This is a genomic window from Kitasatospora sp. NPDC003701, from assembly GCF_053587085.1.
On record NZ_JBSFNM010000007.1, the window covers coordinates 139,950 to 165,765 of the forward strand.

Here is a 25,816-nt window from a genome sequence, read left to right on the forward strand (position 1 = left end):
GTGCGGGAGTCAGGCCGAGCGGGCGGCGCGCCGCTCGCGGGCGGCGAGCACGACGACGGCGGCGGTCTGCGCGAGGCTGAGCAGCATGAGGGCGAGCGAGTCGAGGCGGCCGGCCAGGGAGGCCTGGCCGGTCAGGCGCAGCCACATGTCGTGCAGCATGCGGTACGCCGTCGGTACGACGACCCCGGCGAACATGGTGAGGGTGAACACGTAGCCCACCAGCATCAGCCAGGCGTACCAGCGCGCGACCCTGCGGTCGACCGGGTGGTGGGCGGAGAGGTCCAGCGGCGGCCTGCCGGCGACCCGCCGGACGGCGTTGCGCAGCACGTCGGTCGCGGCGGCATGGAGGTTCACACAGCCCAGGACGGTACTGAGCAGGACGTAGATGTCGGTCCGCAGGTAGAAGAACCCCTGCCAGGCGAGGCGCAGTGCCGTGGCGTAGGCCATCGCGAGGCAGAGCGAGGCGACCACCGCGTTGCTGTCGCGGGTCGCGTCGGCGACCAGGGTGAGGACGGCGATCGCGAGGGTGTCGGCCAGCATGCCGGCCATGATGGGCAGATAGCGCTTCCGGCGGGGCACGCTGACCAGGCCGTCGAGGGAGGTCTCCAGGACCAGGTAGACCAGGCGGCGGCCGATGGAGAGCCGCGAGCGCAGACCGAGCCGGCGGCCGGCCAGGGCGTGGAAGGCCTCGTGCAGGGCGAGTAGCGGCACCTGGCCGACGAACAGCATCAGCACGACCAGGGTGTAGGACGAGCTGAAGAACAGGTTGTCGACGCGCGGGACCAGCTCGGGCACCCGGACCATCTCGGCCACGGCGAGGGCCGTCACGAGCGCGTAGCCCACGAGGGCCGGCGGGCTGAACACCAGGCGGCCCAGCCGCTGCCAGCGCACCGGCGCGGCCGGCCGGGCAGCCGCGTCGTCCCCGACGGGGCGGACGAGGTCGAGGTCCACGAGCGCCTCGACCAGGTCGGCGATGTCGACGCTCTCACCGTGCGCGGCCTGGTAGTTCCCGGCGGCCTCGCGGGGCGTGAGGCCCTCGGCCAGCATCCGGACCAACTCGGCGCCGTCGGCGGGGAAGACGGCGTAGGTGTCGGTCTCCGGGCTGCCGATGGTGACCTCGTCGGCCTCCGGCAGGTACACGAGCTGACGGAGCGGCACCGGCCGGTCCAGGTCGAGGCCCGGGGCGGTGGAGCTGCTGTCCGTGGAGGAGTGCACGGGATCCTCCTGCGGGAGGTAGGGGGAGGGGCGGGGCGGAGCGGTGCCGGCCGGACGCAGTGGCCGGCCGGCACCGTGTTCCCCCGTAGCCCGGGGGGACCGGGTCAGTTCTGCACGGCGCAGGACCACGGCAGGTACAGCGCACGGGCCGCGCTGGTCAGGCGAACCGGGCCGGCCTTGCGGACGACGATCTTCTTCATCGCACACACCTCCTTCGGTGATTGCTCATCAACTGTGCCATTAGCTGAGATGAATGAAGTGCTGGGAGTTATCCATGTCAGCTCGGCGATGGGCCAAGAGTGATGAAGATGTGGTGATCGTGTCAATAGAGCAGGGTTCCCTTGCCTGAGCCGTCCTCGGAGCCCGGCGGGAACCCCCAGGTCGAGGGCGGTGCGGGGATCTCGGTGGCCCGTGCCAACTAATAAACTGAAATGACGGGCCAGCCGCCGGTGCTCCACATGAGCTGATCCTGCGGACCGCGAGGACACCCGCGCGGCCGTCCTCCGGCGGGGTTGTCCACCGGTGCGGCGCGCCCGACCGTCACCCGGTCGCGGTGTCGGCCTCGGCGGTTCGGGCCTGCTCGGCAGTTCGGGCCTGCTCGGCAGTTCGGGTCTGCTCGGTGGTTCGGGCCTGCTCGGTGGTTCATGCCCTCGTGGTGTTCAGGCCTTCGACGGGTCGGCTGTTCGTGCCGCGTCCCGCACCCGCGCCGGCCCCGGTGCGGGGATGCGCAGCGAGTCCAGCAGCGGGGAGAGCGGGCGCTCCGGCGGCGCCTGCCCGGCGGTGCGACTGATCTCCCCTATCCAGGTGCAGAGTTCGGCCGTTTCCGTGGCGTCGGTCACGTTCCCGAACCAGAGCGGCCCGGCCCGCCGGCCGTCCTCGGTCCGCCCGTGGGGGCGGACCACCACGACGTTGGCCTGCTCGCAGGGGCCCAGGCAGTCCGTGACCACCAGGCGCGCGGCCGGCAGGGCGGCCACCGCCTCGGCGAGCACGGCCAGTTGGCCCTCGTGATCGATGCCGGGCCGCTTCCTGGCGGTGCCGCAGCAGCAACCTCGGCAGACCACGACATCGACGGCAGCCGTTACCGGTGACATCGCCCAACCTCCTCGTGGGGTTCCGCGCCCCGACCGTCGGAGAAACCACGGGTCAGTGTCCTGACTCCCGGATCGACGCTCGCCCCGACCTTCCGGCCGCGGGGCCGTGGTCGTCGTGTGGAAGGGGTCGCTCCCCGGTCACAGTGGCGGGACCGTCCCGGAATCACACCGGGTTCCTGCGCACCGTGGTCTCGGATGCTTACATCTCGCCCGCGACCCTGCCGCACCGCGTACGAACACGTCAACCGGGGCCCCTGGGTGCGAGGCGTCCGGAGGGCCGGGCTCGGCCATTCCCGGTCGGTGAAGCCGGATTCCTCGGTTTGCCGCCCCGGCGCGCTGCGATATCCGATCTCGTGGTCGAGCGGGCATTCGCTCCAGGGGGCTCCGAGTATTCGTAACGCGTCGAGGAACGCGTGCGAGTCGCGGACGGGACCCGTGATTGCCATGACGGCGGACCGCCGGAGTCCTGCCGCCCTTCATGGCCGGCCCCGGATGGTTGATCACACCCCGCAGTCGGACGGAAACCTCGATCTCGCGGTGGCTGGCGGAACCACGCCCGGCGGGCGGCTCCCCGCCCCGGCGGTCGGGATGCGGCCGGTGCGGGCCGGGGGCAGGGTCGAGACATGAGCGGAGTGATCGTGCTGGTCGAGCTGGAGCCGTCCACGGAGGTGCTGGACGCGGGGGAGGTCGATGTGGGCGCCCGGATTCGCTGGGTGCACGCGGCGCCGCCCGACCCGGACGTGCCGGAGGATCCGGGGCCGGTCACGTTCTGCGGGATCGACACCGGGGACCTGGAACGGGAGGGCTATCAACCGTCGGGGCCGGGTGAGCCCTGGTACCCGCCGTCCCAGCGGACGCGGCGGTGCCGGGAGTGCGAGGCCGCGCTCAGGGCGCTCTGAGCGCGGCGCGCGGCCGGCCGGCTGTCGGGCCGAGGCCCGGCCGCCCGGGCCCGGCCGCCCGGTCGGGGTCGGGCCGGAAGGTCACGGCCCGGTGCCCCGCAGGGCCGCGGCGGGTGCCCCGAAGGGCGGCTGCCCGGTGTCCGGGCGGGCAGACCGGGCGGCCACCGGGTTCGCGGGGAACGGGCCGCGGCGGCTTCAGGGCGTGGGCTCGACGATGTGGCCGTCGCGGAGTTCGATGACGCGGTCGGCGAGCTCCATGAGGGTGGGGTCGTGGGTGGCGACGAGGGCGGTGACGCCTTCGCTGCGGACCACGGCGCGCAGCAGTTCCATGATGGAGCGGCCGGTTTCGGAGTCGAGCTGGCCGGTGGGTTCGTCGGCGATGATCAGGTCGGGCCGGTTGGCGAGGGCGCGGGCGATGGCGACGCGCTGCTGTTGGCCACCGGAGAGCTCGGCGGGGCGCTGGTTGGCGTGATCGGTGAGGCCGACCAGGGCGAGCAGGGTGCGGGCGCGTTCCTCGCGTTCGGCGGCGGGGGTGTTGCGCAGGCGCATGGGGATGCCGACGTTCTCGGTGGCGGTGAGGACGGGGATGAGGCCGAAGGACTGGAAGACGAAGCCGATGCGGTCGCGGCGCAGTGCGAGTCGGCCGTTCTCGTCGAGGTCGCCGAGGGCGGTGCCGTCCAGGGTGATGGAGCCGCCGGTGGGGGTGTCGAGGCCGCCGACGAGGTTGAGGAGGGTGGTCTTGCCGGAGCCGGAGCGGCCCTTGAGGGCGGTGAGTTCGCCGCGGCGGGCGGTGAAGGAGACGCCGCGCAGTGCGTGTACGGTGCGGTCGCCGGTGCCGAAGCTGTGCGTGAGGTCGGCGACGGTGACCATGTCGGTGGTGACGGTGGCGGCCGATTGCTGCGTCATAAGGCGTCCCCCTGGGTGTTCCTCGGCTGAAGTGAAGTACTCATGACGGGCGATGAGAATGATGTGTGCATGGCATATTGATCGGTCATTGAACCGTGCGGCGCCGGCGAAGCGTTGATGACGCAGCGCCGGTGCGGATCCGATGAGCTGCCAACGCGGAGAATTTGCTCACTAGTTACATGATTCGCGCAAGTCCCTTCCGTTTGAAGAGCGGATCTGACAGCATCGTCCGCTATCCGGTGATCAAGCGCCGGTGGTCACCGTAGCGGTGCGTGACAGGCGTCCATCCCGTGGCAGGAGAGTGCCCGGACGGAGGAGCCGGACGCGACCGGAATGTACCGGGGGAGGAAAAGGATGCTCGGCTTTGTCGTGCGCCGTCTGCGCGGGCGACTGCCGTTGGCCACCGCCGTCCTGCTCACGGTGTTGATCACCACGGCGGTGCTCACCGCACTGGTGGCGTTCAACCGCACCGTGGGGGAGGCGGGGCTGCGGCAGTCGCTGCAAGGGCCGGCGAAGGCCCGGACCGCCGTCCTGGTCAAGGCCGAGCACGGCCTGGACAAGCGGGCGGCGGACGACGCGGCCGTCGCCGGCTACGCCGACCGGCTCTTCGCCGGCCTGCCCGTGCACAGCGAGAGTCTGGCCCGGAGCCGCTCCTACGGCCTCCCCGCCGGTACCGCCTCCGGCGCCCCCGCTGCCGGTGCCACCGCTGCCCCCGCTGCCGGCGCCGCTCAGGCGGCCGGGAAGCAGACCGACCTCACCGTGCTCGCGGCGCTCGACCACGACCGGGTCACCCTGCTGGCCGGATCGTGGCCCGCTGCCGCCGCGCCCGGGGCCCCGGCCGGGGCGGGGCCCGTCCAGGTCGCCGTCCCGCAGGCCGCGCTGGTCCGGCTGGGGCTGAGCGCCGAGGCGCTGCCCGCCGAGGTGCGGTTGGACGACCGGCTGAGCGGTGCGCCGCTCACCGTCCGGGTCACGGGCGTCTACCGCGCCGCCGACCTCGCCGACCCGTACTGGCGGCTGGACCCGGTGGGCGGTCACGAGATCCTGGTCGGTGGCTTCACCACCTACGGTCCGCTGCTGGTCGACGACAGCGCCTTCGCCACCGCCGGCATCGCGCAGAACGGCCGGAGCTGGCTGCTCCGGGCCGACTTCGCCGCCGTCCGCGCCGGCGAGGCCACCGCGCTGCGGGACCGGGCCGCCGGCCTGGCCGCGGAGCTGGGCAGGACCGCGGGCCTCCAGGTCTCGACCGAGCTGCCGGTGCTCCTCCAGGAGCTGGAGTCCAGCGCCCTGGTCGCCCGGTCCACCCTGCTGATCGGCGCTCTGCAGTTGGTGGTGCTCGCCGCCGCCGTGCTGCTGCTGGTGGTGCACCTGATGGCGGCCCGGCAGGTGGGCGAGAACGCCCTGCTGGCCGCGCGGGGCGCGTCCGGGGTGCGTCTGGGGGCGTTCACGGCCACCGAGTCCCTGCTGCTGGCCCTGCCGGCGGCGTTGCTGGCGCCGTTGCTGGCGCCGCTGCTGCTGCGGGCGCTCGCGGGGTTCGGGCCGCTGTCCCGGGTGCCGCTGGACACCGGTCCGAGCTGGACGCTGTGGCCGGTCGCGGCGGCCTGCGCGCTCGCCTGCGTTCTGCTCACCACGGTGCCCGCCCTGCTGCGGGGTGCCGGTGGTGCGGTGCTCCGTCGGGCGGGGCGGCGTCAGGCGCTCGTGGCGGGCGCGGTGCGTTCGGGCGCGGACCTCGCCGTGGTGGCGCTGGCGGTGCTCGCCTACTACCAACTCTCGCAGTACAGCGGTGGGTTGTCGGCGGACTCGGCCGGGCGGCTGGGTCTGGACCCGGTGTTGATCGCCGCTCCCACCCTGGCGCTGTGCGCGGGGACGCTGCTGGTGCTGCGGCTGCTGCCGTTCGCCGCTCGGCTGGGCGGCAGGCTGGCCGCGCGGGGTCGGGGTCTGGTGCCGGCCCTGGCGGGCTGGCAGTTGGCCCGCCGCCCGGGGCGGGCGACCGGGCCGGTGCTGTTGCTGGTGCTGGCGGTCTCGACGGGGGTGCTGGCACTGGGTCAGCACTCCAGCTGGGCGGGTTCGCAGCGCGACCAGGCGGACTTCGTGACGGCGGGCGGTCTGCGGATCGTCGGCTCGACGACGGCTTCGATGGGGCAGGGCGGCCGGTACGGCGCGCTGCCGGGCGGGGACCGGCTGATACCGGTGGCCCGGCAGGAGAGCTCGCTGCCCAACGGCGCGGCCGGGCAGTTGCTGGCGCTGGACGCCGCGGGGTTCGCCGACCGGGTGCCGGTGCGTGCGGATCTGCTCGACGGGCAGAGCCCTCGGGGGCTGTTCGCGCCGCTGGCCGAGCCCGCTCCCACCGGCGTCCAGGCCGGACTGCCGCTGCCCGGCCGTCCGCAGCGCATCGACGTCGACCTCACCAACCGGCCGGCCGCGGAGGCCGACACCCGCCCGGAGGTGTGGCTGCTGCTGCGCGACCGGTTCGGCAGCACCTTCCGTGCCCCGCTGGCCGGTGTCCCCAAGCAGGGCGACGCCGTGGTCACCGCCGATCTCGCGGCGCTGACCGGTGCGCCGGTCGGCTCGGCCGCCGCGCCGTTCACCCTGGCCGGCATGGTCGTCCTGTTCGGTTCGGACCGCACCCCCGCACTCGTCGGCGAGCTGACCCTCCGGCGGATCAGCGTCTCCGACACCGCGACCGGGCCGGCGACGCCCGTCACCGTCCCGGACGGACTCGGCTGGACCACCGTCGCCCCTGCGGGCGAGGAGAAGTCGGCGTCCAGCGTCCTGCCCGCCGGGGCGGGCGAGCAGCAGCTGCTCAAGATCCACTACGAGAAGGGCCGCGGCGGCGTCGACAGCGTCCAGGCCAACGTCGTTCCCACCGGCGCCCCGGTCCCGAGCGGCGTCCCCGGGGTTGCCACCCACGCCTATCTGACCGCCGTCGGAGCGGTGGTCGGTGACCTCGTCAAGGTGCCGTTCGCCGGTGCCACCCTGCAGGTCAGGATCACCGGCGCGGTCGAGTCCCTGCCCGTGGCCGGGGAGACTTCGATCGTCGTCGACCTCGCCACCACCGGGCGGCTGCTCGCCGTCGCGGGCCGCCAACTGCCGGGTGCCACCGAGTGGTGGCTGCCCGCCACCGGGCCGGGGGACCGGGTGCCCGCCGAGGCCGCCGCCAAGCTGCGCGCCGAACCGGGCGGCCAGCAGTTGCTGCTGCGCGACGAGGTGGTGGCCGATCTGCTCGCCGACCCGCTCAGTGCCGCCCCGCAGAGCGCGCTCGCCGCGATCGCCCTGGTCAGCACCGTCCTGGCCGCGATCGGCTTCGCCGCCGCCTCGGCGGCCTCCGCCCGCGAACGGGCCGGGGAGTTCACCGTGCTGCTCGCGCTGGGCACGCCACGGCGGTGGCTGCGCTGGACGGTCGCTGCCGAGCAGGGCGTCCTGGTCGGTCTCGGCAGTCTCGTCGGGCTGGCCCTGGGCGGCCTGATCGTCCAGCTGATCGTGCCGCTCGTGGTGCTCACCCCGGCCGCCCGCCGGCCGGTGCCCGAGCTCCTGGTCGACCTGCCGCTCGGCCGGGCCGTCCTGCTCGCGGCCGCGATCACCGCCGTTGCCCTGCTGTCGGCCTCCCTCAGCGGACGCCGCCATCGAGACGTGGCCGCCCGGCTGCGGCACGTGGAGGAGATGTGACCACCCCGGCCGGCTCCGGCACGCCCGGCACCACCCGCACCCCCGGCCCCGGCGGCGCCGACCGGGGCGCCGGGCACCGGCCCGCGCCCTGGGTGCGGACCAGGCTGCGCTCGGCTCCGCTGGCCGCCGCGCTCATGGCGGCACTCGCCTTCGGCACCGTCTTCCTGGCCGCCGCCTTCCCGCGCGCCGTCGACCGGGGGACGGACGACGCGCTGCGCGAGTTCCTGCGCGATCGCGGCCCGTCCTGGACCAGCATGCTGGCCACCTCGAACCACCGCGCCGGCGAGGCCGACCTCGACAAGGTGGCGCAGAAGCTCACCTCGTACCCGAGGGAGACGTTCCGGATCGCGGAGAGCGGCCCGGTGTACGGAACGCGCGGCAACAAGCCGCGCACGATGTGGAACCCCGGGTTCGCCACCCTCGGCGAGGCGAAGCCCGTGCTCGACCTGCTCCACCTGCACGGCATCACCGACCACGCCACCGTGGTGGAAGGCCGATGGCCCACTTCGCCGGAGCCGGGCAAGGGTGCCGCCAAGCCGGTCGAGGTCGCGCTCAGCAAGGACGGCGCCGACACCATCCGCATCCACGTGGGCGACGTCATCGACGGTGGGCCCGCCCCCTCCGGCGGCCGGTTCCAGGCCGAGGTGGTCGGCCTCTACACGGCCAACGACCCCGGCGACCGTTACTGGTACAGCCTGCCGTGCCCCGAGCGGGCCTGTGTGGAGGGCTTCAAGGAGCTGTTCTGGCACACCGCCGGCGTGGTCTCGCCCGGGGCGTCGGACCTGATCGCCCCGTGGGGAAGCGGCGCGACCGACTTCTGGCGGCTGCCGATCGACACCGCTGCCCTGCGCGCCGATCAGCTGGACCGGACCGGCGAGGAGATCTCCGCCTACGTCGCCGGTCCCACCGCCACGCGCCTGTCCGTCGTCACCGGCCGCGAGGACCTGCGGATCGGCTCGGAGCTGCCGCAGCTGTTCCAGCAGGCCATCGCCCGGCACGACGCGGCCGCGCCGTTGGCGGCGATCGGTCCGGCCGGGCTGGCCGGTGTCGCCGCAGTGGTGCTCTGCCTGGCGGCGGGGCTGACCGGGGACCGCCGTGCCGGTGAACTCCGGCTGCTCCAGGCCCGCGGCGGGTCGCGGGGCGGAGTGCTGCGGCGGCTGCTCGGCGAGGGTGCGGTGACGGTGCTGCCGGCCGGGGTGCTGGCGACGGCGCTGGCGCTCTGGCTGTTGCCGACGCCGCGCTGGTCGGGCTCGGTCCTGGCGGCCCTGGCCGTCCTGCTGCTCGCGCTGCTGGGCTTTCCCACCCGGGCGGCGTCGCTGTGGGCCGCTCCGCGTCCCCCCGGTTCGGGTGGGCGGCGCCGGCTGGTCGGCGAACTGGTGGTCCTGGCCGTCACGGTCGCGGCGGTGCTGGAGGTCCGGCGCCGGGGCGTCGTCCCGCCGGGGGAGGGGCTGGACCCGATGCTGGTCGCGGCTCCGCTGCTGCTCGCCCTGACGGGCGGCCTGGTGCTGGCGAGGCTCCAGCCGGTGCTGGTGGGTGCGCTGGCCCGGGTGGCCGGCCGGGGGACGGGGGTGGTCGGGTTCCTCGGTCTGGCCCGGGCCGCTCGCGGGACCGGTGGCCGGCCGCGCCCGTCCGTGCTGCCGCTGCTCGCGCTGATGCTCGCGGTGACCACGGCGGGCTTCGGAGCCACCGTGCTGGACGCCGTCGACCGCGACCGCGCGCACGCCGCCCGGAGCGCGGTCGGTGGTGACGCGGTGGTCGGGACACCGGCCGGTGTCGTCCTTCCGCCCGGCTTCCTCGCGGCCGCCGCAGCCCTGCCCGGGGTGAGGACGGCGACCGGCGTCTGGTGGGAGAACGAGGCGTTCCTCCTCGGCGCCGACAGCGGGCTCACCCAGATCAGCGTGCTGGTCGTCGACCCGGTGGCGTACGCCGAACTGTCCCGGACCGTCGGGCGCGGCGCGTTCGACCCGGCCGTCCTCACGGGCGACGACGGCGGGACCGACACCCCCGTACCGGCCCTGTTCAGCACCGAACTCGCGAAGAAGATCACCGGCGGGAACTACCGCCTGCGGATGCCCAACGGGTGGGAACTCCTCGCGAAGTCGGCGGGCACCGTCGACGGCACGCCCGCGCTGGAGGAGACGACCCGACGGTTCGTCGTGCTCCCGTCCGGCCCCGCGACCGCGCGCTTCCCCGAACTCGGGAAGGCCAACCTCTGGTTCGCCACCGGTGACATCGACGAGCGGCAGCTGAAGGTGCTGGTGCGCGAGCTGGACCCCATGAAGATCGGCGGTGTGGACCCGGTGGCGGCGAACGGCGCCGCGCCGTCGGCGGCCGGAACGCCGGCCGCCGCCACGGCCACGCCGGCCGCCCCTGCCCCCGCCCCTGCCGGGTCCGCTCCGGCGGCCCGGGCCGCCGGGGACACCGACCCCGAAGCGGTACCGTTCGGGTATGCGGTCCGCACCAGCGCCGCCCGGGCCGCCGAGCTCGCCACCGACCCGCTCCAGCACTCGGCCGGCCGGCTGTTCTGGGCCGCCGTGATCGGTGCGGCCGGGTTCGCCCTGCTCGCCGTCCTGCTGACCCTGCTGCGGGCCGCGCCCGAACGGGTGGCCGTGCTGGCGCGGTTGCGCACCATGGGGCTGCGGCCCCGGCAGGGCCTGGCGCTGATCGTCGCCGAGACCCTGCCGCAGACGCTCGCCGCGGCGGTCGGCGGGGGAGTGGTCGCGCTGGCCGCGGTCGCCCTGCTCGGTCCGGCGATCGACCTGTCCGCGCTGGTCGGCGCCCCGGTTCCGGCCGGCCTGAAACCCGCCGTGCTGCCGGTCCTGCTCCAGGTCCTCGGCCTGGCGGCGCTGGTCACGGCCGGTGTGCTCGTCGAGGCGCTGATCTCCGGCCGACGCCAGATCAGCACCGAACTGCGGGCGGGGGAACAGCGGTGAGCACGGTCCGACCGATCCGGCCGGTCCGGCCTTCCGGCACCGGGGCAGCCGGTCCGGCGGGCGGCGACGGAGCACCGGACCGGGCGGTCGGCAAGGGAATCAACTCGCGGCAACCGCGACCAGGAGCGCACCCAGGCGCAGCGGCGACAGGAGATCAGTGGTGAACAGTGGCCTCGGGGGCCGGGCGGTTGCCCAGGCTCCGACTCTTCAGGAGTTGCAGGACCGGGCGTTGGCGGCCGCGGCGCCGAGGGCGCACGCGGCGGACGCGGCGATCGTGTGCGAGCGGTTGGTGCGGATCTTCAGCGCCGAAGGCGTGGAGGTGCAGGCGCTCCAGGGCCTGGAGCTGACGATCCGTCAGGGCGACCTGGTGGCGCTGGTGGGTGCCTCGGGCAGTGGCAAGTCGACGCTGTTGACGATTCTGGCGGGGCTGGACGTGCCGACGGCCGGGACGGCGACGGTGGCGGGCTGCGACCTGCTGGAGATGTCCGCCCGGGAGCGGCTGCGCTACCGCCGCGAGGTGGTCGGGTTCATCTGGCAGCAGACCGCCCGCAATCTGCTGCCCTTCCTCACGGCCGCCGAGAACATCGCCCTGCCGATGCAGCTGCGCGGCCGCTCCGGCGGCGCCGCCCGGTCCAAGCAGCAGGCGGCCCGGGTCGCCGAGCTCCTGGAGGCGATGGACCTGGGCGACCTCGCCCACCGCCGCCCCGCCGAACTCTCCGGCGGCCAGCAGCAGCGCGTCGCCATCGCCGTCGGCATGGCGAACAACCCGCCCGTCCTGCTCGCCGACGAACCCACCGGCGAGCTCGACTCCGAAACCGCGGCCGGCATCTTCGAGGCCTTCCGCACCGTCAACCGCGAGCTCGGCGCCACCGTCGTCATCGTCACCCACGACCCCATGGTCGCCGCCGAGGTCCGCCGCACCGTCGCCATCCGCGACGGCCGCACCAGCAGCGAGGTGCTGCGCAGGACGGTGACGGACGAGCACGGCGAGGAGTCGGTGAACGAGCGTGAGTACGTGATGCTCGACCGCACCGGCCGGGTCCAGCTGCCGGTCAAGTTCCTGGAGGCGCTGGGCATGGAACACCGGGTCGCCGTGGACCTCGGCGCGGACCACATCGCGGTGCGCCCGGACGACATCGCCGGCCACTGACGGACCGGGCGCCCGGCCCCCCGGCACCGGGGCCGGGCGCGGTGGGATACTGAACCGAACGTTCCGGGGCGAGAGGTGCCGCATGAGCAGCCGAGTGAGAGTGCTGAGGCAGCAGAACCGGCTGAGCCTGGAGGCGCTGGCGGCGCAGGTCGGAGTGACCAAGAGCTACCTCTCCAAGGTGGAGCGGGGGCTCAGCGACCCCTCCATCTCGACCGCCCTCAAGCTGGCGCACGCGCTGAAGGTCGACGTCGGCCGGCTGTTCTCGGAGGACGTGGAGCCGGAGCTGATCACGGTGGTGCGGGCCGGCGAGCGGACGCCGATGGCCGAGGGCGCCGGCCCCGGCGCCCCGCACTACGAGGGCATCGCGACCGGCCTCAGCGGCAAGCAGATGGTGCCGTTCATGATGTACCCGCCGGTCGAGCTGGGTGACTCGCCCTTCAAGTCCCATGCGGGCGAGGAGTTCTTCTTCGTCCACGCCGGGACGGTCGAGCTGGAGTTCCCCGAGCGGACGGTCGAGCTCGGCCCGGGGGACAGCGTCTACTTCAACTCGGCGCTGCCGCACCGCTGCCGCAGTACCGGCCCGGCGCCGGCCGCGATCCTCGTGGTGATCCACGACGACCCGGCCGGCCCGGCGGACCGGGTGCCCAGCCTGCCCTGACGGTGGGTCAGTCCACCGTCGCGAGGAGCTCGGCGAGGCGTCGCGTGCGCTCGTCGTCCAACGGCAGCAGCGGGTGGCGCGGCTCCCCGACGTCCAGGCCGCGCAGGGCCAGGCCGGCCTTGACGGTGGTGGGGAGGCCGCCGCGCAGGATGAACTGCAGGACGGGCAACTGGCGGTAGAAGGCCTGGCGGGCGGCGTCCAGGTCGCCGACCTGCACCGCCCGGTGGAGTTCCAGGACCGCCCCGGGTATCAGGCACGGCGCGGCCGTGCACCAGCCGGCCGCGCCGGCGGCGAAGGCCTCCAGGGCCAGCGGGTTGCTGCCGTTGAAGAACGGCAGCTCACCACCGGTGAGTTGGGTGAGCCGGTGCATCCGCTGCACGTCACCGCTGCTCTCCTTCACCATGGTGATGTTCTCGACCCGTTCGACCAGCGAGACCATCAGCTCGGGGGAGAGGTCGACGCCGCTGGTGGCGGGGTTGTTGTAGATCATCACGGGGACGGAGACGGCGCCCGCGACCTCGGTGAAGTGGCGGGTGATCTCGCGCTCGTCCAGCTTCCAGTACGACAGCGGGAGGACCATCACCGCGTCCGCGCCGACCTGTTCGGCGAACCGGGCGCGGCGGACGGCCTTGCGGGTGGTGAGGTCGGCGATGCCCACCACGGTGGGGACCCGCCCGGCCACCGCGGCCACCGAGGCCTCGGCGGCGGTGAACCACTCCTGGTCGTCGAGGTAGGCGCTCTCCCCGGTCGAGCCGAGCGGTGCGACGGCGTGGCAGCCGGCGTCGACCAGCCGGTCGATCAGGGTGGTGAGGCGCGCGGTGTCGAGGGCGCCGTCGGCGGGGGAGAACGGGGTCACCGGGTAGGCGATGATCCCCTCCAGGGTCGGACCGGCCATCTCAGACACCGCCTTCCGGGCAGTTCGGGGTGAGGGCGTCGAGCGCGTCGCCGTGGCCGGCCCGCAGGGCGCGGCGGGCGTAGTAGGCGAAGGAGGCCTGGCCGCGCTTGGGGGTGGAGATCCAGTCGTGCGCCTCGCGGGCCAGCAGGTCGGGGATCTCCTGGATCCGGCCGGCGGCCGAGGCCAGCAGCTGGAGTTCGGCGGCCCGCTCGAACAGCACGGCGAGGACGCAGGACTCCTCGACGCTGCCGGTGGCGACCAGTTGCCCGTGGTGGGCGAGGAGCAGGGCGCGCTTGTCGCCGAGCGCGGCCGTGATGATCTCGCCCTCCTCGTTGCCGACCGGGATGCCGGGCCACGTCTCCAGGAACGCGCAGTCGTCGTAGAGCGGGCAGAGGTCCATGTGCGAGACGACCAGGGGCGTCTCCAGCATCGACAGCGCGGAGATGTGCAGCGGGTGGGTGTGGATGATGCAGTCGACGTCCGGGCGGGCCCGGTAGACCCAACTGTGGAAGCGGTTGGCGGGGTTGGCCATGCCCTCGCCGGCCAGGACGTTGAGGTCCTCGTCCACCAGCAGCAGGTTGGACTCGGTGATCTCGTCGAAGCCGAGCCCCAGTCGCTGGGTGTAGTAGGTGCCGGGCCGTTCGGCGCGGGCGGTGATCTGGCCGGCCAGGCCGGAGTCGTGGCCGGCCTCGAACAGGATCCGGCAGGTGAGCGCGAGCTTCTGCCGGGTGGTCCAGTCGTTGTCGGGGATGGCGGTCCGCATTCTGCGGTGGGCGAGGTCCACCAGCTCCGCCTTGGCGGCGGTGAGGGTCTCTGCCATGGCCGTGCTTTCTCCTTCGTTCGGGAACGCCCGGGCGTGGCACGGCCGTTGGGCAGGCCGCGCCGCCGTGCCGCCCGCCGGGCGAGGCGGGCGTGGACACGTCGTTCACTTTAGGACACCTCGTGTCCTGGCGTCGATACCGTGCCCGCGGGCGGGCGCTCCGCCGCCCTCGCCGGCCCGCCCGTCACCGCTGCCCCGTCATCGCGGCCCGGTCGCCGCCGTCCGGTCGCCGCAGCCCCGTTCTCCCGGGGTCAGAGGCCGCCTCCGCACCCGCCGCAGCCCCCGCACCCGCCTCCGCAGCCCGACCCGCCCCCGCAACCGGAGGACCCGCCGCACCCCGAGCCGCCGCAGGCGGACGCCCCGCACCCGTGGCCCGAACCCGCGTCGCCGCCGGTCGCACCGCACCACCCGCCGACCCCGGCGCCGCCGTCGCCGGACTGCCACCCGGTGCCGGACGCGACCTGGGCCTTCACGGCCTCCTCCTGGGCCGCGGCGGTCGCCAGCGCCGTCTGCAGTGCCGGATCCTCCACCGACAGCAGGCCGTTGACCGCCACCGCGCCGAGGACGGTGAGGCCCGTCGCCAGCAGTACCTGCGGGGCGAGGTGGGCCCGTTGGCTCTCCGTCGAGCGGCTCGTCGAGGCGCCGATCCGGCGGAGCTCGCGGCGCACCCAGCGCGGCACCCGGTCGCGCCCGGGCCCGACCAGCCGGACGATCAGCGTCATGAGCGCAGCGGCCGCGACCACGATCAGCAGCGCCCACCAGTGCGGCCGGGGCGCGGAGTCGTCGGCCAGGGCGATCGCGCCGGCGACGGCCGCCACCAGGACGGGGGCCAGCGGTGCGGCCAGCAGGACCTGCCGGCTCCGGGCGTAGCGGCGTCGCAGCGAGCGGCTGATCAGCAGGCGGTCCTCCTCCAGCCGGTCGCCGATGCCCTGGACGGCGGCGCTCCGGGCGACCTCCGCCCGCAGCGCGGCCAACTCGGCACGCCGCAGCGGACCGGTGGCGTCGATCAGCGCCTGCTCGACCGGGGCGGCCGCCGAGGTGTCGCCGTCGGTGTCGCCGTCGGTCGCGGCCTTGGTGGCGGTCTTGGTGGCGGTGATGGTGACCTGGCCCGTCCGGGAGATCACCAGCCGCCCCTCGTGCTCCATCCCGACCAGGACGGTGTCCACCACCCGGCCCGGGCCGCCGGCCAGGAAGGCCACGTCCAGCAGCGACAGCTCCCGGCGCAGCATGCCCCCCCGTTCGACGGCGTGGTCCCTCGCGATCGCGCCCACGAGGCCGGTGAGCCAGGCCGCCAGCGTCAGCCCGGCCGCGATCCAGAAGTACGTGTCAAGCCACATCCGCCGGCCCCCCTGCCGCGGCGCCCCGCGCGCCCGTCACGTGAGGGTCCCGCCACCGGCCTTTCCCCGCAAGGGCTTTGGGATTTCTGAGCCGTGCTCAGCGATCGCCGCCCATGCGTCGGATCAGCCCACTGCGCTCGGCCTCGTCGCGCAGGTCCCGCGGCGGTTCGTCGCGGTTGCCGCGGTCGCCCCGGGCGGCGGCGGTGCAGAGGGCGAAGACGAGCAGGGCGCTGGCGGCCACGGCGAGGATGCCGAATGCGGTCAGGACGCGGAGCCAGGTCACGGCAGGAGCCTCCGGAGGGCGTGCGACGGGAGTGGTGCCGGGAGTATCGGCAGGATGCCCCGTACGGTCGAGCGTCCACGGGCGGTTCTGTCGTGCGCCCGCCGCTGGGGTGGGAGCACGCGCGGGCGGTCGAGGCATCCGTAGCGCGCGCCATTTCTGGACGTGCGCCCCCGGCGCTCCCGCGCGCTGCCCCGGCGGGGGCCCTCGGTCGGGCGTCGGCCCGCCCCGCCCGCCCCCGTCGGCCGGGTCGGCCGCCTACGACCCCTCCGTCCTCGCCTGCGGCAGCAGCGCCCGCAGGGCGGCGAGGTCCGGCTTCCCGGTCTCGCTCAGCGGGAGGTCCGGCAGTACCAGGATCGTCGACGGATCGCAGAGCGGGCCGCTGCGCTCGCGCACCCAGCGGTGCAGCTGCTGGGCCGTCACCCCGCTGCCGGGCCGCGCGGCGACCGCGGCGTGCACCCGCTCCAGCCGGTCCGGTCCGGCGGTCGCGAACATCACCGCCTCCCGTACCGCGGGGTGCGCCAGCAGCGGCCGCTCGACATCGCGCGGGAAGACGTTGTGCGCGTCCACGATGGCCATCGGCCCGCGCCGGCCGGTCACCGTGAGGTACCCGGCCGCGTCCAGGCTGCCCAGGTCCCCGGTGTGCAGCCAGCCGTCCCGCAGCACCCGGGCCGTCAGCTCCGGGTCGCGCCAGTAGCCGGACATCGCCGTCGGTGTCCGCACGCAGATCTCCCCGGTCCGGCCGGGCGGCAGGGGTGCGCCGTCCTCGTCCAGGATCCGCACCTCGGTGTCGGGGAACGGCCGGCCGGCCGTGGTGAGCAGCTTCGGATCGAGGTGCTCGTCCGGTGTCAGCCGGGTGACCGGCCCGCACTCCGTCAGGCTGTACGTCTGGTGCAGGACCCGTCCGAGCCGGCGCGTCGCCTCCGCCAGCCGCTCCGGGGACGCGGGGCAGCCGGTGTACGTGACCCGGCGCAGGCTGCCGGTGTCGGTCCGGGCCAGCGCGGGGTGGTCGAGCACCCGGTAGAGCAGGTGCGGCGGCAGGTACGCCCGGGACACCCGGTACCGCTCCACGGCCGCCAGCACCGCCCCGGCCTCGAAGCCGTCCTGGAGCACCACGGTGCCGCCGGCCGCGAGCGCCAGGTCGGCCGTGGTGCCGCCGCCGTGGCAGAGCGCCGTGCAGAGCAGGAAGGTGGACGCGGCCACCAGGTCCGGCCGCGGCGGCCGGGCGAAGCGGCGCAGCACCCCCTTCGGCCGACCGGTCGAGCCGCCGGTGAACCGGATGGCCATCACGTCCTCCGGCTGCCAGCGGGGTGCCAGCGGGGTGGACGGGAACGAAGCGGCCAGCGCGGTGAGGTCCGCCCCGAGCGGGGTCGGGCCGAGGGCCAGCACCACTGCGGCGGGCAGTGCCCCGGCGATCTCGCGGGCCGCCGCGCCGAACCGGTCCGGGTCGAAGACGAACGCGGCGGTCTGCGCCTCGTCGGCCATCGCGATCTGGTCCGCCACCGGCCGGTCGGTGTACAGCATCGCCACCCGGCAGCCGATCAGGTTCGCGGCCAGGCGCACCAGCACCGTCTCCGGGCGGCTCCCGGCCAGGACGGTGACGCCGTCGCCGCGCCCGAGGCCGGCGGCGGCCAGGGCGCGTGCGAACCGGTACACGCCCTCCAGGCACTCCCGCGCCGTCAGCGACGCCTCCCCGTGCCGCAGGGCCACCCGCTCCGGATCGCGGGCCAGCCCGTCCAGCACCAGCCCGGTGTGCGTCGCCACCGGGAGGTCGGCTCCCGGCCCCGCCGCCCGCGTCCCCGCTGTCCGCGTCCCCGTCATGCTCGTCCCTGCCGATGCGGTCGTCGAATCTGACAGGCCATCACATCACGCCGCGGTTCGACGGCCGGGCCCGGGGAGGGGCGGGGGCGGCACCGCGGGGTTCGGGAGGCGGTCGGTGTTGTTATCGTTCCAGGTCGAGTACCGACGGGGATGAGTGAGCACCATGGACCAGCCGACCACGCCGGGCGGGCCGACCGCAGTACGGCAGGGGGCACGGACAGCGATGGAACCGCGAGGCCTGGTCGACCTCCGGGGCGCGGCCGGGGAGGCCTTCACCGTCCGCTACCCGCCGGGCGCCGTCGTGGTGGTCTCCGGACTCCCCGGCAGCGGCAAGAGCACCCTGCTGCGCCGCTGGTCGGACCGGCCCCGGGCGGCCGCCACCGTCGACCCCCGGGCCGTCCACGAGGCCTGCGCGGCCGTGATGCCGGCCGCCCTGCCGTACGCGGTCTACCGGCCGTGGGCCCGGCTGGAGCACTTCCGCCTGCTGCGCGCCTCCGTCCGCCGGGGCGGTCCGCTGCTGGTGCACGACTGCGGCAGCCGGGCCTGGATGCGCCGCTGGCTGTCCGGCGAGGCCGCCCGCCAGGGGCGCGAACTGCACCTCGTCCTGCTGGACGTCGGCGCCGCCACCGCCCTCGCCGGTCAGCGGGAGCGCGGCCGCTGGGCCCCGCGCCGGGCCTTCGCGCGCCACCGCCGCGGCCTGGACCGCCTGCTCGCGGGGTTCACCCGGCATGCCCGCGGCGCGGCCCCGACGCCCACGCCGGAGGCCGCCTCGGTGCTGCTGCTCGACCGGGTGTCCCGGGAGCGCGCCGCCGCCGTCCGCTTCGGCCCGGCCGGGCCCGGCCGGTAGGGGAGCGCCCGGGGCGGCTCCCGGGAGCCGTGGTGCCCCGGCGGGCCGTCGCGCCCGGCGGGCCGTGGTGCCAGGTGGTCGTGGTGCCCGGTGGGGCGGCAGGGGAGACTGGGGAGGCAGAGCAGCAGCTGATCCGTTTTCAGGGAGGTCGTCCCGCATGTCCCGCAGTACCGCCACCGAGAGCCCGTGGTTCCGGCGCTTCCACCCCGTCGACACGGCGCCCGCCCGGGTCGTCTGCTTTCCGCACGCGGGCGGGGCGGCGAGCTTCTTCATCGACTACGCCGCCGCCCTGGCGCCGTACGCCGATGTGCTCGCCGTCCAGTACCCCGGCCGGCAGAACCGCTTCGGCGAGACCGGGATCGACTCGGTCGACGCCCTCGCCGACCGGGTGTACGAGGCGCTGCTGCCCTGGGCCGACCGGCCGCTGACCTTCTTCGGCCACAGCATGGGCGCGTCCGTCGCCTTCGAGGTGGCCCGCCGCTTCGACCGCGACGGCCAGGCCGGGCCGGAGCACCTGTTCCTCTCGGGCGGCCGCGCGCCCTCGCTGCCCCGGGATTCGGCCTTCCACCGGCTCTCCGACGACGAACTGCTCGCCGAGGTGTCCGGGCTCGGCGGCACCGACGACCGGGTCCTGGCCGACCCGGAGCTGCGCGCGGTCATCCTGCCGGCCCTGCGCAGCGACTACACCGCGATCGAGACGTACCGGTGCGCGCCGGGTGCCGTGGTGCCGCAGCCGATCACCGCGCTGACCGGGGACGCGGATCCGCGCGCCACCCTGGAGGAGGTCGGCGGCTGGGCCCGCCACACCACCGGCGCCTTCGAGCTGAAGGTCTTCCCCGGCGGCCACTTCTACCTGACCGAGCAGCGGGACGCGGTGCTCGGGGTGGTGTCCGCGCGGCTTCGGGGGTGATCGGGCGGGCGGGCGGCGTCCCGCCCGCCCCCGGGCCGCGCGGTGGTCAGACCGCCTTGGCGAGGTTCTTCTCGAACGCGGCGAGGTAGTTCGGCAGGTGGTGGTCCTTGATGCCGTCCGTCTCGGGGGCGAACAGGTCGGCGCGCACGCCCTTGGCCCGGTCCTTCAGGCCGGCGAGGAGCGGCATCGCCTCGTGGAGCCTGCCGTCCGCGTCGAAGTGGCGGAGGGCCTCGACGTGGGTGAAGGCCGGCTCGGGCGGGAGCTGCGGGACGATGTCGTTGTTGTTGACGAAGCGGTAGCAGCGGTTCCCGAAGGCCGCGTTGTGGGCGCCGGCGAGCAGCCGTTCGCAGGTGCGGGGCTGGCCGAAGGTGTAGACGCCGTCGGGCAGCAGGCGCGGCTCCTCGAAGTACCAGCGGGCGCCGGCCAGCATCGCGAGGGCGCCGCCGAGGCTGTGGCCGGTGAACCAGACGCTCTGGCCGTCGGTGCGCAGCTCCTGGACGGTGTCGCGGATGCCGGGGTAGACGGACTGCAGGGCCTGGTGGAAGCCGTAGTGGACGAAGCCCTTGTTCGCCGGCCCGGGGACGGGCGGGGTGGTGACGTCGGTGAGCCAGTCGTAGATCTTCAGGACCTCGGTGCCCCGGAAGCCGGTGACGATCATGCGGTCGCTCGCCATGACGTAGGCCTGGGTGTCCTCGATCGGGAACGGCATCCGGTGCGTCGACTCGAAGTGCCGGACTTCGTCGAAGCCCCAGGCGCGGGCCTGCGCCTCGACGGCGTCCGGGTCGCGCGTGGCCAGTCCGGCGGCCTGTGCCATCCAGTAGGCGTGCGGGAGGGAGTAGCGGGTCGTCGAGTGGTCCAGGGCGGGGATCGCCACGGGTGTCCTCCGGGGTACGGGCCAGCGGGTCGCCCAGCACCGTAGTCCCGTGCACGAACGACCGGGGGCCGGCGGCGCCGACGGTCACCCGGACGGGCGAGGGTGCGGCGGCCCCGGGGGCGGGCGGCCGACGGGCCGGGCGCCGGCGCCGGCGGTGCGACATCAAAAGTTGACACGGTTGTGACAAGCCGTCATGCGTAAAGCCTTCCCCAAGTGCTCACTGATCTGGCATGTTGCGTTCAAACTCCGTGCGAACCCCTCACGCACGGGCCGATCGGAGGACCTACGTGTCACCCCTGATATCCCGGCGGCTCGGTCGCCCGGCCGCCGCGTTCGCCGTTCTCTCGGCCATGGCGCTGGCCGTCCCGGCCGTGACGGCCACCGCCGCCCCCCTCGCGGCCGGCGCCCCCACGGCCGCCGAGGCGCCCACCGCCGCCGGCGTGCCGGTCGCCGCCGCGGCACCTGCCGCCGCCACCGCCCCGCAGGCCGCCGCCGGTTGGGCGGCCGGGACGCGCTCCTACATGGTGATCAGCGCGCCCGCCGACACCGCCGCCGCCAAGAGCGCCGTCGCCGCCAACGGCGGCACGGTCTTCGCGAGCTACGACGCGATCGGCGTGATCGTCGCCCACTCCACCTCGGCCGGCTTCGCGGCCGCCCTGCGCGGGGTCGCCGGGATCCAGCAGGTCGGGGCGACCCGCACCTCCGACGTGCCGGCCGACGCGTACAACCCGGCGCTGCCCGCCAGCCCCACCCAGGCGGCCACCACCCTCACCGAGTCGAACCGCTGGGACATGACCCAGATCAAGGCCGACCAGGCCTGGGCCGTCACCACCGGCTCGCCGACCGTCAAGGTCGGCGTCCTCGACACCGGCGTGGACGACCAGCACCAGGACCTCGCCCCGAACTTCGACGCGGCCGACTCGGCCTCCTGCGCCTACGGGAAGGCCGACACCCGCACCGGCGCCTGGCGGGACGTCGACACCCACGGCACCCACGTGGCGGGCACCATAGCGGCGGCCAAGAACGGCAAGGGCGTCATCGGCGTGGCCCCGGGCGTGAAGATCGCCTCGGTCCGGATAGCCGAGCCGACCAGCACCCTCTTCTACGCCGAGAACACCGTCTGCGGCTTCGTCTGGGCCGGCGACCACGGCTTCAAGGTGACCAACAACAGCTACTACACCGACCCGTGGCAGTTCAACTGCCCGGACAACGCCGACCAGGCGGCCATCATCGAGGGCGTCAAGCGCGCCCAGGAGTACGCCGAGGGCAAGGGCTCGCTGCAGGTCGCCGCGGCCGGCAACTCCAACTACGACCTGGCGAACAAGACGACCGACTCGGAGAGCCCGAACGACTCGACGCCGGTCACCCGGACCATCAGCAACGCCTGCCTGGACATCCCGACCGAGCTGCCCGGCGTGGTGACGGTCGCCGCCATGGGCAGCGGCAGCGTCAAGGCCTCCTACTCCAACTTCGGCAAGGGCGTCATCGACGTCGCGGCGCCCGGCGGCGACGGCGCCAACGGCGTCTACTCGACCCTGCCCGGCGGCAAGTACGGCACCAAGAGCGGTACGTCGATGGCCTCCCCGCACGTCACCGGCGTGGCCGCGCTGCTCGTGAGCGCCGACCCGACGCTCACCCCGGCCGGCCTCCGGGCCCGCCTGGCCGCCCAGGCGGGCGACGTGGCCTGCCCCGGCTCGGACAGCCGCTGCACCGGCACCACCGCGAACAACGCCTTCTTCGGCGAGGGCCAGGTCGACGCGCTGAAGGCGGTCGGCGGCACCACCACGCCGCCGACCGGCAAGTACTTCGAGAACCTGACCGACGCGGCGATCGCCGACAACGCCACCGTGGAGAGCCCGATCGCCGTCACCGGCGTCACCGGCAACGCCCCCGCCACCCTGAAGGTCGGCGTGGACATCAAGCACACCTACCGCGGTGACCTGGTGATCTCCCTGGTCGCCCCCAACGGCACGGTCTACCTGCTGGAGGACTTCGCGGACGGCGACAGCGCCGACAACGTCGCCAAGACCTACACCGTGAACGCCGCCGCGAGCGCGGCCAACGGCACCTGGAAGCTCCGCGTCAAGGACGGCGCCTCCGGTGACACCGGCACGATCGACGCCTGGAACCTCACCTTCTGATCCCGGCGGCGCCGCACCGACGGCCCGTGCTCCGCCGCCCACCGGGCAGCGGAGCACGGGCCGTCGGCGTGGGGGGCGGGCGGGCGCGCCCCTCTCAGGGCGTGGCGATGACGAGGAGGGTGCGGGCGGGGGTGTCGCCGGTCAGGCGGCAGCGGTGGGGCACGTCGCCGCGGTGGTGGGCGCTCTGGCCGGCGCGCAGCGTGAGCGGTTCCTCGCCCTCGATCTCCAGCACGACCTCGCCCTCCAGCACGTAGAGGAAGTCCTCGCCGGGGTGCTCGAACATGCCGCGCTCTCCCCGGCCGGGCTCGAAGTGGTGCTCGTAGGCCTCCATCAGACTGCTGCGCCCGCCGGGGATGAGCACCCGGGCGATCTGGCCCGCGCCCTCGCTGACCCGGATCACCTGCGGGTCGCTCTCGTGGCTGACGGTGCCCGGGCGGGCCGGCGGGCGCAGGAAGGCGCCGGGCGGGACGTCCAGGGCCTCGGCGATCCGGTAGATCGAGCTGAGGCTGGGGGCGGTCAGCCCGCGTTCCAGCTGGCTGAGGAAGGGCTGGGAGAGGCCGGAGCGCGCGGCGAGCTCGGCCATCGGCACACCGCGCTCCTTGCGGCGGCTGCGAACGAGCCGGCCGACGGCGAGCGCCTCGGGGGAGGGTTCGAGTCGGGACACGCTGGTGAACGTACCCCATCGGCCCGGGGCCGACCGTGACGGCAGAAACGTTTCGCACGGCTGCAACACGCCGTCTATAAGTGTGGTCAATTATTGATGTCACTTATATCGGCCCGGGCGGACGCCCGGCGGCCCCGAGGAGACGACCGCGTGCACCCCACCGAATCCCCGCCCCCGCGGGCCCTGGCCCGGCTCCTCCCGCCGCTCGCCGCCGCCGCGGCCGTGGCCGCCGGCTGGACCGCTCTCGCGGCCTCCGGCGCGGTGGCACCCGGCCTGCTGCCCACCCCCGCCGCCACCTGGCGCGCCCTGGAGGAGAGCGCCCGCACCGGGGCCCTCGTCGATGATCTCGCCGCCAGCCTCGGCCGGGCCGGGCAGGGCTTCGCCCTCGGGGCGGCGCTGGGCTGCGCGCTCGGTTTCGCCACCGGCTACCTGCCGCGGCTGTCCGCCGCCGTCACCCCGCTGGTCTCCTTCCTCCGCCCGATCCCCGCGATCGCCCTGGTGCCGCTGGCCACGGCGTGGTTCGGCATCGGCGAGACCGCCAAGCGCCTGCTGATCGCCTACGCTGTCCTGCTCGCGGTCTGGCTCTACGTCCACGACGGGGTGTCCCGGGTGCCCGCGACCCACCTGCGGGCCGCCCGCTCCCTCGGGGCGCCGCTGCACCGCCGGTTCGCCGAGGTGCTGCTCCCGGCCGCGGCGCCTGCACTGCTGGCCGCGCTGCGCTACGGGGCCTCGGTGGCCCTGCTCGCCCTGGTCGCCGCCGAACTCGGCGGTGCGCAGAGCGGGTTGGCGTACCGGCTGCAGGTGGACGGGCAGTTCCTGCGGACCGACCGGATGTTCGCCGGGCTGCTGGTGCTGGGGCTGCTCGGCGTGACGGTCGACCTCGCCCTGGCCGCGCTCGGCCGTCGCGTCGTCCACTGGAGCGCGTCATGAGCCAGGACATCCGGCTGGACGGCCTCGCCGTCGGCTACGGCCCGCGCCGCCGCAGCGTCCCCGTCCTCGCCCCCACCGACCTCGACTTCACCGCAGGCTCGTTCACCGCGCTGCTCGGCCCGAGCGGCTGCGGCAAGTCGACCGTCCTCAACACCGTCGCGGGGTTCGTCCGCCCCACCGCCGGCCGGGTGCTCGTCGGTGCCCGGCCGGTCACCGGCCCCGGTCCCGACCGGGGCGTGGTCTTCCAGCACTACGCGCTCTTCCCGTGGCTCACCGCCCGGGGGAACGTCGAGTTCGCCCTCAAGCGGCTCGGCCTGCCGCGTGCGGAACGCCGCCGGCGCGCGCTGGCCGCACTGGCCGAGGTCGACCTCGCGGACGGCGCGGAGAAGTACCCGGCCCAGCTCTCCGGCGGCATGCAGCAGCGCGTCGCGCTGGCCCGCGCGCTCGCCGCCGAACCCGAAGTCCTGCTCATGGACGAGCCGTTCGGCGCCCTGGACGCCCTCACCAGGGCCCGCATGCAGGCCCTGCTCACCCGGCTCTGGCAGCGCACCGGAACCACCGTCCTCTTCGTCACCCACGACCTGGACGAGGCGCTCGCCCTCGCCGAACGCGTCGTCGTGCTCGGCGGCAGACCCGGCCGGGTGCTCGCCGACCACCCCCTCCCGGCCGGCCGGCCCGACCCCGCCCTGCGTGCCCTGCTCGCCGGCCGGCTCGGCCACGGCTGACCCGCCCCTCCCACACCACGAGGAACCCACCCATGCCCAGACTCCGCGCGGTCGCGGCCCTGCTCCTGGCCGTCCTGCTCACCGCCGCCACCGCCTGCTCCCGCACCGACTCCCCGGCCGAGGCCGAGGGCCCGTCCGTCACCATCGCCGGCAGCGACTACCTCGGCGGCGCGCCCGTCTACCTGGCCCAGGAGCGCGGGCTCTGGTCCGCCGAACACGTCCGGGCCGACCTGCAGTCCTTCGGCACCGGCCGGGACGCGCTCAACGCCGTCCTCGGCGGCCAGGCACAGCTCGGCGTCGTCGGCGACCTGCCCGCCGTCACCGCCGCCCTCACCGGCCGCGACCTGCGCATCGTCGCCGACCTGTCCCGGTTCGCCGACTGGCGGCTGCTCACCCGCACCGACCGCGCCCTCACCGGCTTCGACCGGCTGAGGGGCCGCCGGATCGGGCTGCCCCAGGGCACCAACGTCGAGTACGCCGTCGCCCGGATGCTCGCCTCGGCCGGGCTCACCGCCGCCGACGTCCAGGTCGTCAACCTCGCTCCCAACCAGATCCCCGCCGCCCTCGCCCGCGGCGACATCGACGCCGGCGCGACCTTCCCCAGCTTCTACGACGCCACCCGGACCGCCCTCGGCGAGCGCTACGCCGAACTGCGCTTCACCGGGTACACCGCCCGCACCCTGCTGGTCGCCGGCCCCACCGCGACCGACCCCGCCACCACCGCCGTCCTGCGCGCCCTGGTGCGCGCCCAGGGCGAGCTGACCGCGGACCCGGCCGCCGCCCGGCGCGCCGTGCTCGCCCGGTCCAACGGCACCCTGCAGAGCGGGTACGTCGACGCCTTCCAGCCCGCCTACGAGTACCGGCCGACGCTCTCGGCCGAGCTGCTCCAGCAGCTCCAGGACGAGGCGGCCTGGGCGAAGGCGGCCCAGGGCCTCCCCGGCCCCGCCGACCGGGCCGCCCTGCTGGCCCGGCTGCACACCGGCCCGCTCGCCGCCGCCGACCCGGCCGCCACGGCGGCCTTCTGAACCCCGTCGGACCCTCCCGGCCCGCACGAACC

At 74.9% G+C, this 25,816-nt stretch carries 21 protein-coding genes and 1 riboswitch; of the genes, 11 read left to right on the top strand and 10 right to left on the bottom strand.

Annotated features, from left to right (window positions below):
- Positions 1-9 precede the first annotated feature (9 nt).
- Together ACWDRR_RS09440 and ACWDRR_RS09445 are read right to left on the bottom strand one after the other, a co-directional pair.
- Entirely contained in the window at positions 10-1,215 is a 1,206-nt protein-coding gene (locus tag ACWDRR_RS09440) for a hypothetical protein (protein WP_449771584.1), read from the bottom strand.
- 659 nt (positions 1,216-1,874) lie between these two features.
- Complete coding sequence (locus tag ACWDRR_RS09445) at positions 1,875-2,306, bottom strand: (2Fe-2S) ferredoxin domain-containing protein (protein ID WP_449771585.1); 432 nt, start codon at positions 2,304-2,306, stop codon at positions 1,875-1,877.
- Between the two features lie 32 nt (positions 2,307-2,338).
- Positions 2,339-2,509: riboswitch (cobalamin riboswitch) on the bottom strand.
- A gap of 420 nt (positions 2,510-2,929) precedes the next feature.
- Here ACWDRR_RS09445 and ACWDRR_RS09450 point away from each other — a divergent pair.
- Positions 2,930-3,205 carry a hypothetical protein gene (locus tag ACWDRR_RS09450; protein WP_449771586.1) on the top strand — a complete coding sequence of 92 codons (276 nt, stop codon included), beginning with the start codon at positions 2,930-2,932 and terminating at the stop codon, positions 3,203-3,205.
- Positions 3,206-3,400: 195 nt separating this feature from the next.
- Here ACWDRR_RS09450 and ACWDRR_RS09455 read toward each other — a convergent pair whose 3' ends face one another.
- The gene (locus ACWDRR_RS09455; protein ID WP_449771587.1) at positions 3,401-4,111 is read right to left on the bottom strand and encodes an ABC transporter ATP-binding protein; all 711 of its coding nucleotides are present in this window, start codon (positions 4,109-4,111) and stop codon (positions 3,401-3,403) included.
- 354 nt (positions 4,112-4,465) lie between these two features.
- Here ACWDRR_RS09455 and ACWDRR_RS09460 point away from each other — a divergent pair, with 354 nt between their 5' ends.
- From ACWDRR_RS09460 to ACWDRR_RS09475, 4 genes are all read left to right on the top strand, one after another.
- A complete protein-coding gene (locus tag ACWDRR_RS09460; protein WP_449771588.1) occupies positions 4,466-7,774 on the top strand; it encodes an FtsX-like permease family protein in 3,309 nt (1,102 codons plus the stop codon).
- Positions 7,771-10,707 carry a hypothetical protein gene (locus tag ACWDRR_RS09465; RefSeq protein ID WP_449771589.1) on the top strand — a complete coding sequence of 979 codons (2,937 nt, stop codon included), beginning with the start codon at positions 7,771-7,773 and terminating at the stop codon, positions 10,705-10,707. The genes ACWDRR_RS09460 and ACWDRR_RS09465 overlap by 4 nt, the downstream gene beginning before the upstream one ends.
- 160 nt (positions 10,708-10,867) lie before the next feature.
- Positions 10,868-11,857: an ABC transporter ATP-binding protein gene (locus tag ACWDRR_RS09470; RefSeq protein WP_449771590.1), complete on the top strand. Its 990-nt coding sequence runs from the start codon at positions 10,868-10,870 to the stop codon at positions 11,855-11,857.
- 82 nt (positions 11,858-11,939) lie between these two features.
- The gene (locus ACWDRR_RS09475; RefSeq protein WP_449771591.1) at positions 11,940-12,515 is read left to right on the top strand and encodes a helix-turn-helix domain-containing protein; all 576 of its coding nucleotides are present in this window, start codon (positions 11,940-11,942) and stop codon (positions 12,513-12,515) included.
- A 7-nt stretch (positions 12,516-12,522) separates the two neighbouring features.
- On the opposite strand, the gene ACWDRR_RS09480 is transcribed toward ACWDRR_RS09475, so the two are convergent.
- From ACWDRR_RS09480 to ACWDRR_RS09500, 5 genes are all read right to left on the bottom strand, one after another.
- Positions 12,523-13,410, bottom strand: a complete 888-nt coding sequence (locus ACWDRR_RS09480; protein ID WP_449771592.1) for a dihydrodipicolinate synthase family protein — start codon at positions 13,408-13,410, stop codon at positions 12,523-12,525.
- A 1-nt stretch (position 13,411) separates the two neighbouring features.
- A complete protein-coding gene (locus tag ACWDRR_RS09485) occupies positions 13,412-14,230 on the bottom strand; it encodes an aldolase (RefSeq protein ID WP_449771593.1) in 819 nt (272 codons plus the stop codon).
- A gap of 251 nt (positions 14,231-14,481) precedes the next feature.
- Positions 14,482-15,567 carry a TIGR04222 domain-containing membrane protein gene (locus ACWDRR_RS09490; RefSeq protein ID WP_449771594.1) on the bottom strand — a complete coding sequence of 362 codons (1,086 nt, stop codon included), beginning with the start codon at positions 15,565-15,567 and terminating at the stop codon, positions 14,482-14,484.
- Positions 15,568-15,664: 97 nt separating this feature from the next.
- Positions 15,665-15,850, bottom strand: coding sequence for a hypothetical protein (locus ACWDRR_RS09495; protein WP_449771595.1), 186 nt, complete (start codon positions 15,848-15,850; stop codon positions 15,665-15,667).
- Positions 15,851-16,105: 255 nt separating this feature from the next.
- Positions 16,106-17,611, bottom strand: coding sequence for an AMP-binding protein (locus ACWDRR_RS09500; RefSeq protein WP_449771596.1), 1,506 nt, complete (start codon positions 17,609-17,611; stop codon positions 16,106-16,108).
- A gap of 280 nt (positions 17,612-17,891) precedes the next feature.
- Here ACWDRR_RS09500 and ACWDRR_RS09505 point away from each other — a divergent pair, with 280 nt between their 5' ends.
- Together ACWDRR_RS09505 and ACWDRR_RS09510 are read left to right on the top strand one after the other, a co-directional pair.
- Positions 17,892-18,515: an AAA family ATPase gene (locus ACWDRR_RS09505; protein ID WP_449771597.1), complete on the top strand. Its 624-nt coding sequence runs from the start codon at positions 17,892-17,894 to the stop codon at positions 18,513-18,515.
- Positions 18,516-18,672: 157 nt separating this feature from the next.
- Complete coding sequence (locus ACWDRR_RS09510) at positions 18,673-19,425, top strand: thioesterase II family protein (RefSeq protein ID WP_449771598.1); 753 nt, start codon at positions 18,673-18,675, stop codon at positions 19,423-19,425.
- A 46-nt stretch (positions 19,426-19,471) separates the two neighbouring features.
- Here ACWDRR_RS09510 and ACWDRR_RS09515 read toward each other — a convergent pair whose 3' ends face one another.
- Entirely contained in the window at positions 19,472-20,299 is an 828-nt protein-coding gene (locus tag ACWDRR_RS09515; protein WP_449771599.1) for a lipase family protein, read from the bottom strand.
- A gap of 350 nt (positions 20,300-20,649) precedes the next feature.
- Here ACWDRR_RS09515 and ACWDRR_RS09520 point away from each other — a divergent pair, with 350 nt between their 5' ends.
- Positions 20,650-22,440, top strand: coding sequence for a S8 family peptidase (locus tag ACWDRR_RS09520; protein ID WP_449771684.1), 1,791 nt, complete (start codon positions 20,650-20,652; stop codon positions 22,438-22,440).
- Positions 22,441-22,534: 94 nt separating this feature from the next.
- Here the strand turns inward: ACWDRR_RS09520 and ACWDRR_RS09525 are convergent, their stop codons facing one another.
- A complete protein-coding gene (locus tag ACWDRR_RS09525; RefSeq protein WP_449771600.1) occupies positions 22,535-23,104 on the bottom strand; it encodes a helix-turn-helix domain-containing protein in 570 nt (189 codons plus the stop codon).
- Positions 23,105-23,254: 150 nt separating this feature from the next.
- On the opposite strand from ACWDRR_RS09525, the gene ACWDRR_RS09530 reads away from it, so the two are divergent.
- From ACWDRR_RS09530 to ACWDRR_RS09540, 3 genes are read left to right on the top strand one after another with little or no spacing between them, the layout of a single operon-like run.
- The gene (locus ACWDRR_RS09530) at positions 23,255-24,034 is read left to right on the top strand and encodes an ABC transporter permease (protein ID WP_449771601.1); all 780 of its coding nucleotides are present in this window, start codon (positions 23,255-23,257) and stop codon (positions 24,032-24,034) included.
- Positions 24,031-24,759 (top strand): ABC transporter ATP-binding protein, encoded by a 729-nt coding sequence (locus ACWDRR_RS09535; RefSeq protein ID WP_449771602.1) that lies wholly within the window; start codon positions 24,031-24,033, stop codon positions 24,757-24,759. Before ACWDRR_RS09530 ends, ACWDRR_RS09535 begins: the two co-directional genes overlap by 4 nt.
- A gap of 32 nt (positions 24,760-24,791) precedes the next feature.
- The gene (locus ACWDRR_RS09540) at positions 24,792-25,784 is read left to right on the top strand and encodes an ABC transporter substrate-binding protein (protein ID WP_449771603.1); all 993 of its coding nucleotides are present in this window, start codon (positions 24,792-24,794) and stop codon (positions 25,782-25,784) included.
- The last annotated feature ends 32 nt before the right edge of the window (positions 25,785-25,816 follow it).

What these genes read in the sequence shown, in the direction of transcription:
- ACWDRR_RS09445 (WP_449771585.1), bottom strand. Translation starts at nt 2,306, where the DNA reads ATGTCACCGGTAACGGCTGCCGTCGATGTCGTGGTCTGCCGAGGTTGC.
- ACWDRR_RS09450 (WP_449771586.1), top strand. Translation starts at nt 2,930, where the DNA reads ATGAGCGGAGTGATCGTGCTGGTCGAGCTGGAGCCGTCCACGGAGGTG.
- ACWDRR_RS09455 (WP_449771587.1), bottom strand. Translation starts at nt 4,111, where the DNA reads ATGACGCAGCAATCGGCCGCCACCGTCACCACCGACATGGTCACCGTC.
- ACWDRR_RS09460 (WP_449771588.1), top strand. Translation starts at nt 4,466, where the DNA reads ATGCTCGGCTTTGTCGTGCGCCGTCTGCGCGGGCGACTGCCGTTGGCC.
- ACWDRR_RS09475 (WP_449771591.1), top strand. Translation starts at nt 11,940, where the DNA reads ATGAGCAGCCGAGTGAGAGTGCTGAGGCAGCAGAACCGGCTGAGCCTG.
- ACWDRR_RS09480 (WP_449771592.1), bottom strand. Translation starts at nt 13,410, where the DNA reads ATGGCCGGTCCGACCCTGGAGGGGATCATCGCCTACCCGGTGACCCCG.
- ACWDRR_RS09485 (WP_449771593.1), bottom strand. Translation starts at nt 14,230, where the DNA reads ATGGCAGAGACCCTCACCGCCGCCAAGGCGGAGCTGGTGGACCTCGCC.
- ACWDRR_RS09490 (WP_449771594.1), bottom strand. Translation starts at nt 15,567, where the DNA reads ATGTGGCTTGACACGTACTTCTGGATCGCGGCCGGGCTGACGCTGGCG.
- ACWDRR_RS09505 (WP_449771597.1), top strand. Translation starts at nt 17,892, where the DNA reads ATGGAACCGCGAGGCCTGGTCGACCTCCGGGGCGCGGCCGGGGAGGCC.
- ACWDRR_RS09510 (WP_449771598.1), top strand. Translation starts at nt 18,673, where the DNA reads ATGTCCCGCAGTACCGCCACCGAGAGCCCGTGGTTCCGGCGCTTCCAC.
- ACWDRR_RS09520 (WP_449771684.1), top strand. Translation starts at nt 20,650, where the DNA reads ATGGCGCTGGCCGTCCCGGCCGTGACGGCCACCGCCGCCCCCCTCGCG.
- ACWDRR_RS09535 (WP_449771602.1), top strand. Translation starts at nt 24,031, where the DNA reads ATGAGCCAGGACATCCGGCTGGACGGCCTCGCCGTCGGCTACGGCCCG.
- ACWDRR_RS09540 (WP_449771603.1), top strand. Translation starts at nt 24,792, where the DNA reads ATGCCCAGACTCCGCGCGGTCGCGGCCCTGCTCCTGGCCGTCCTGCTC.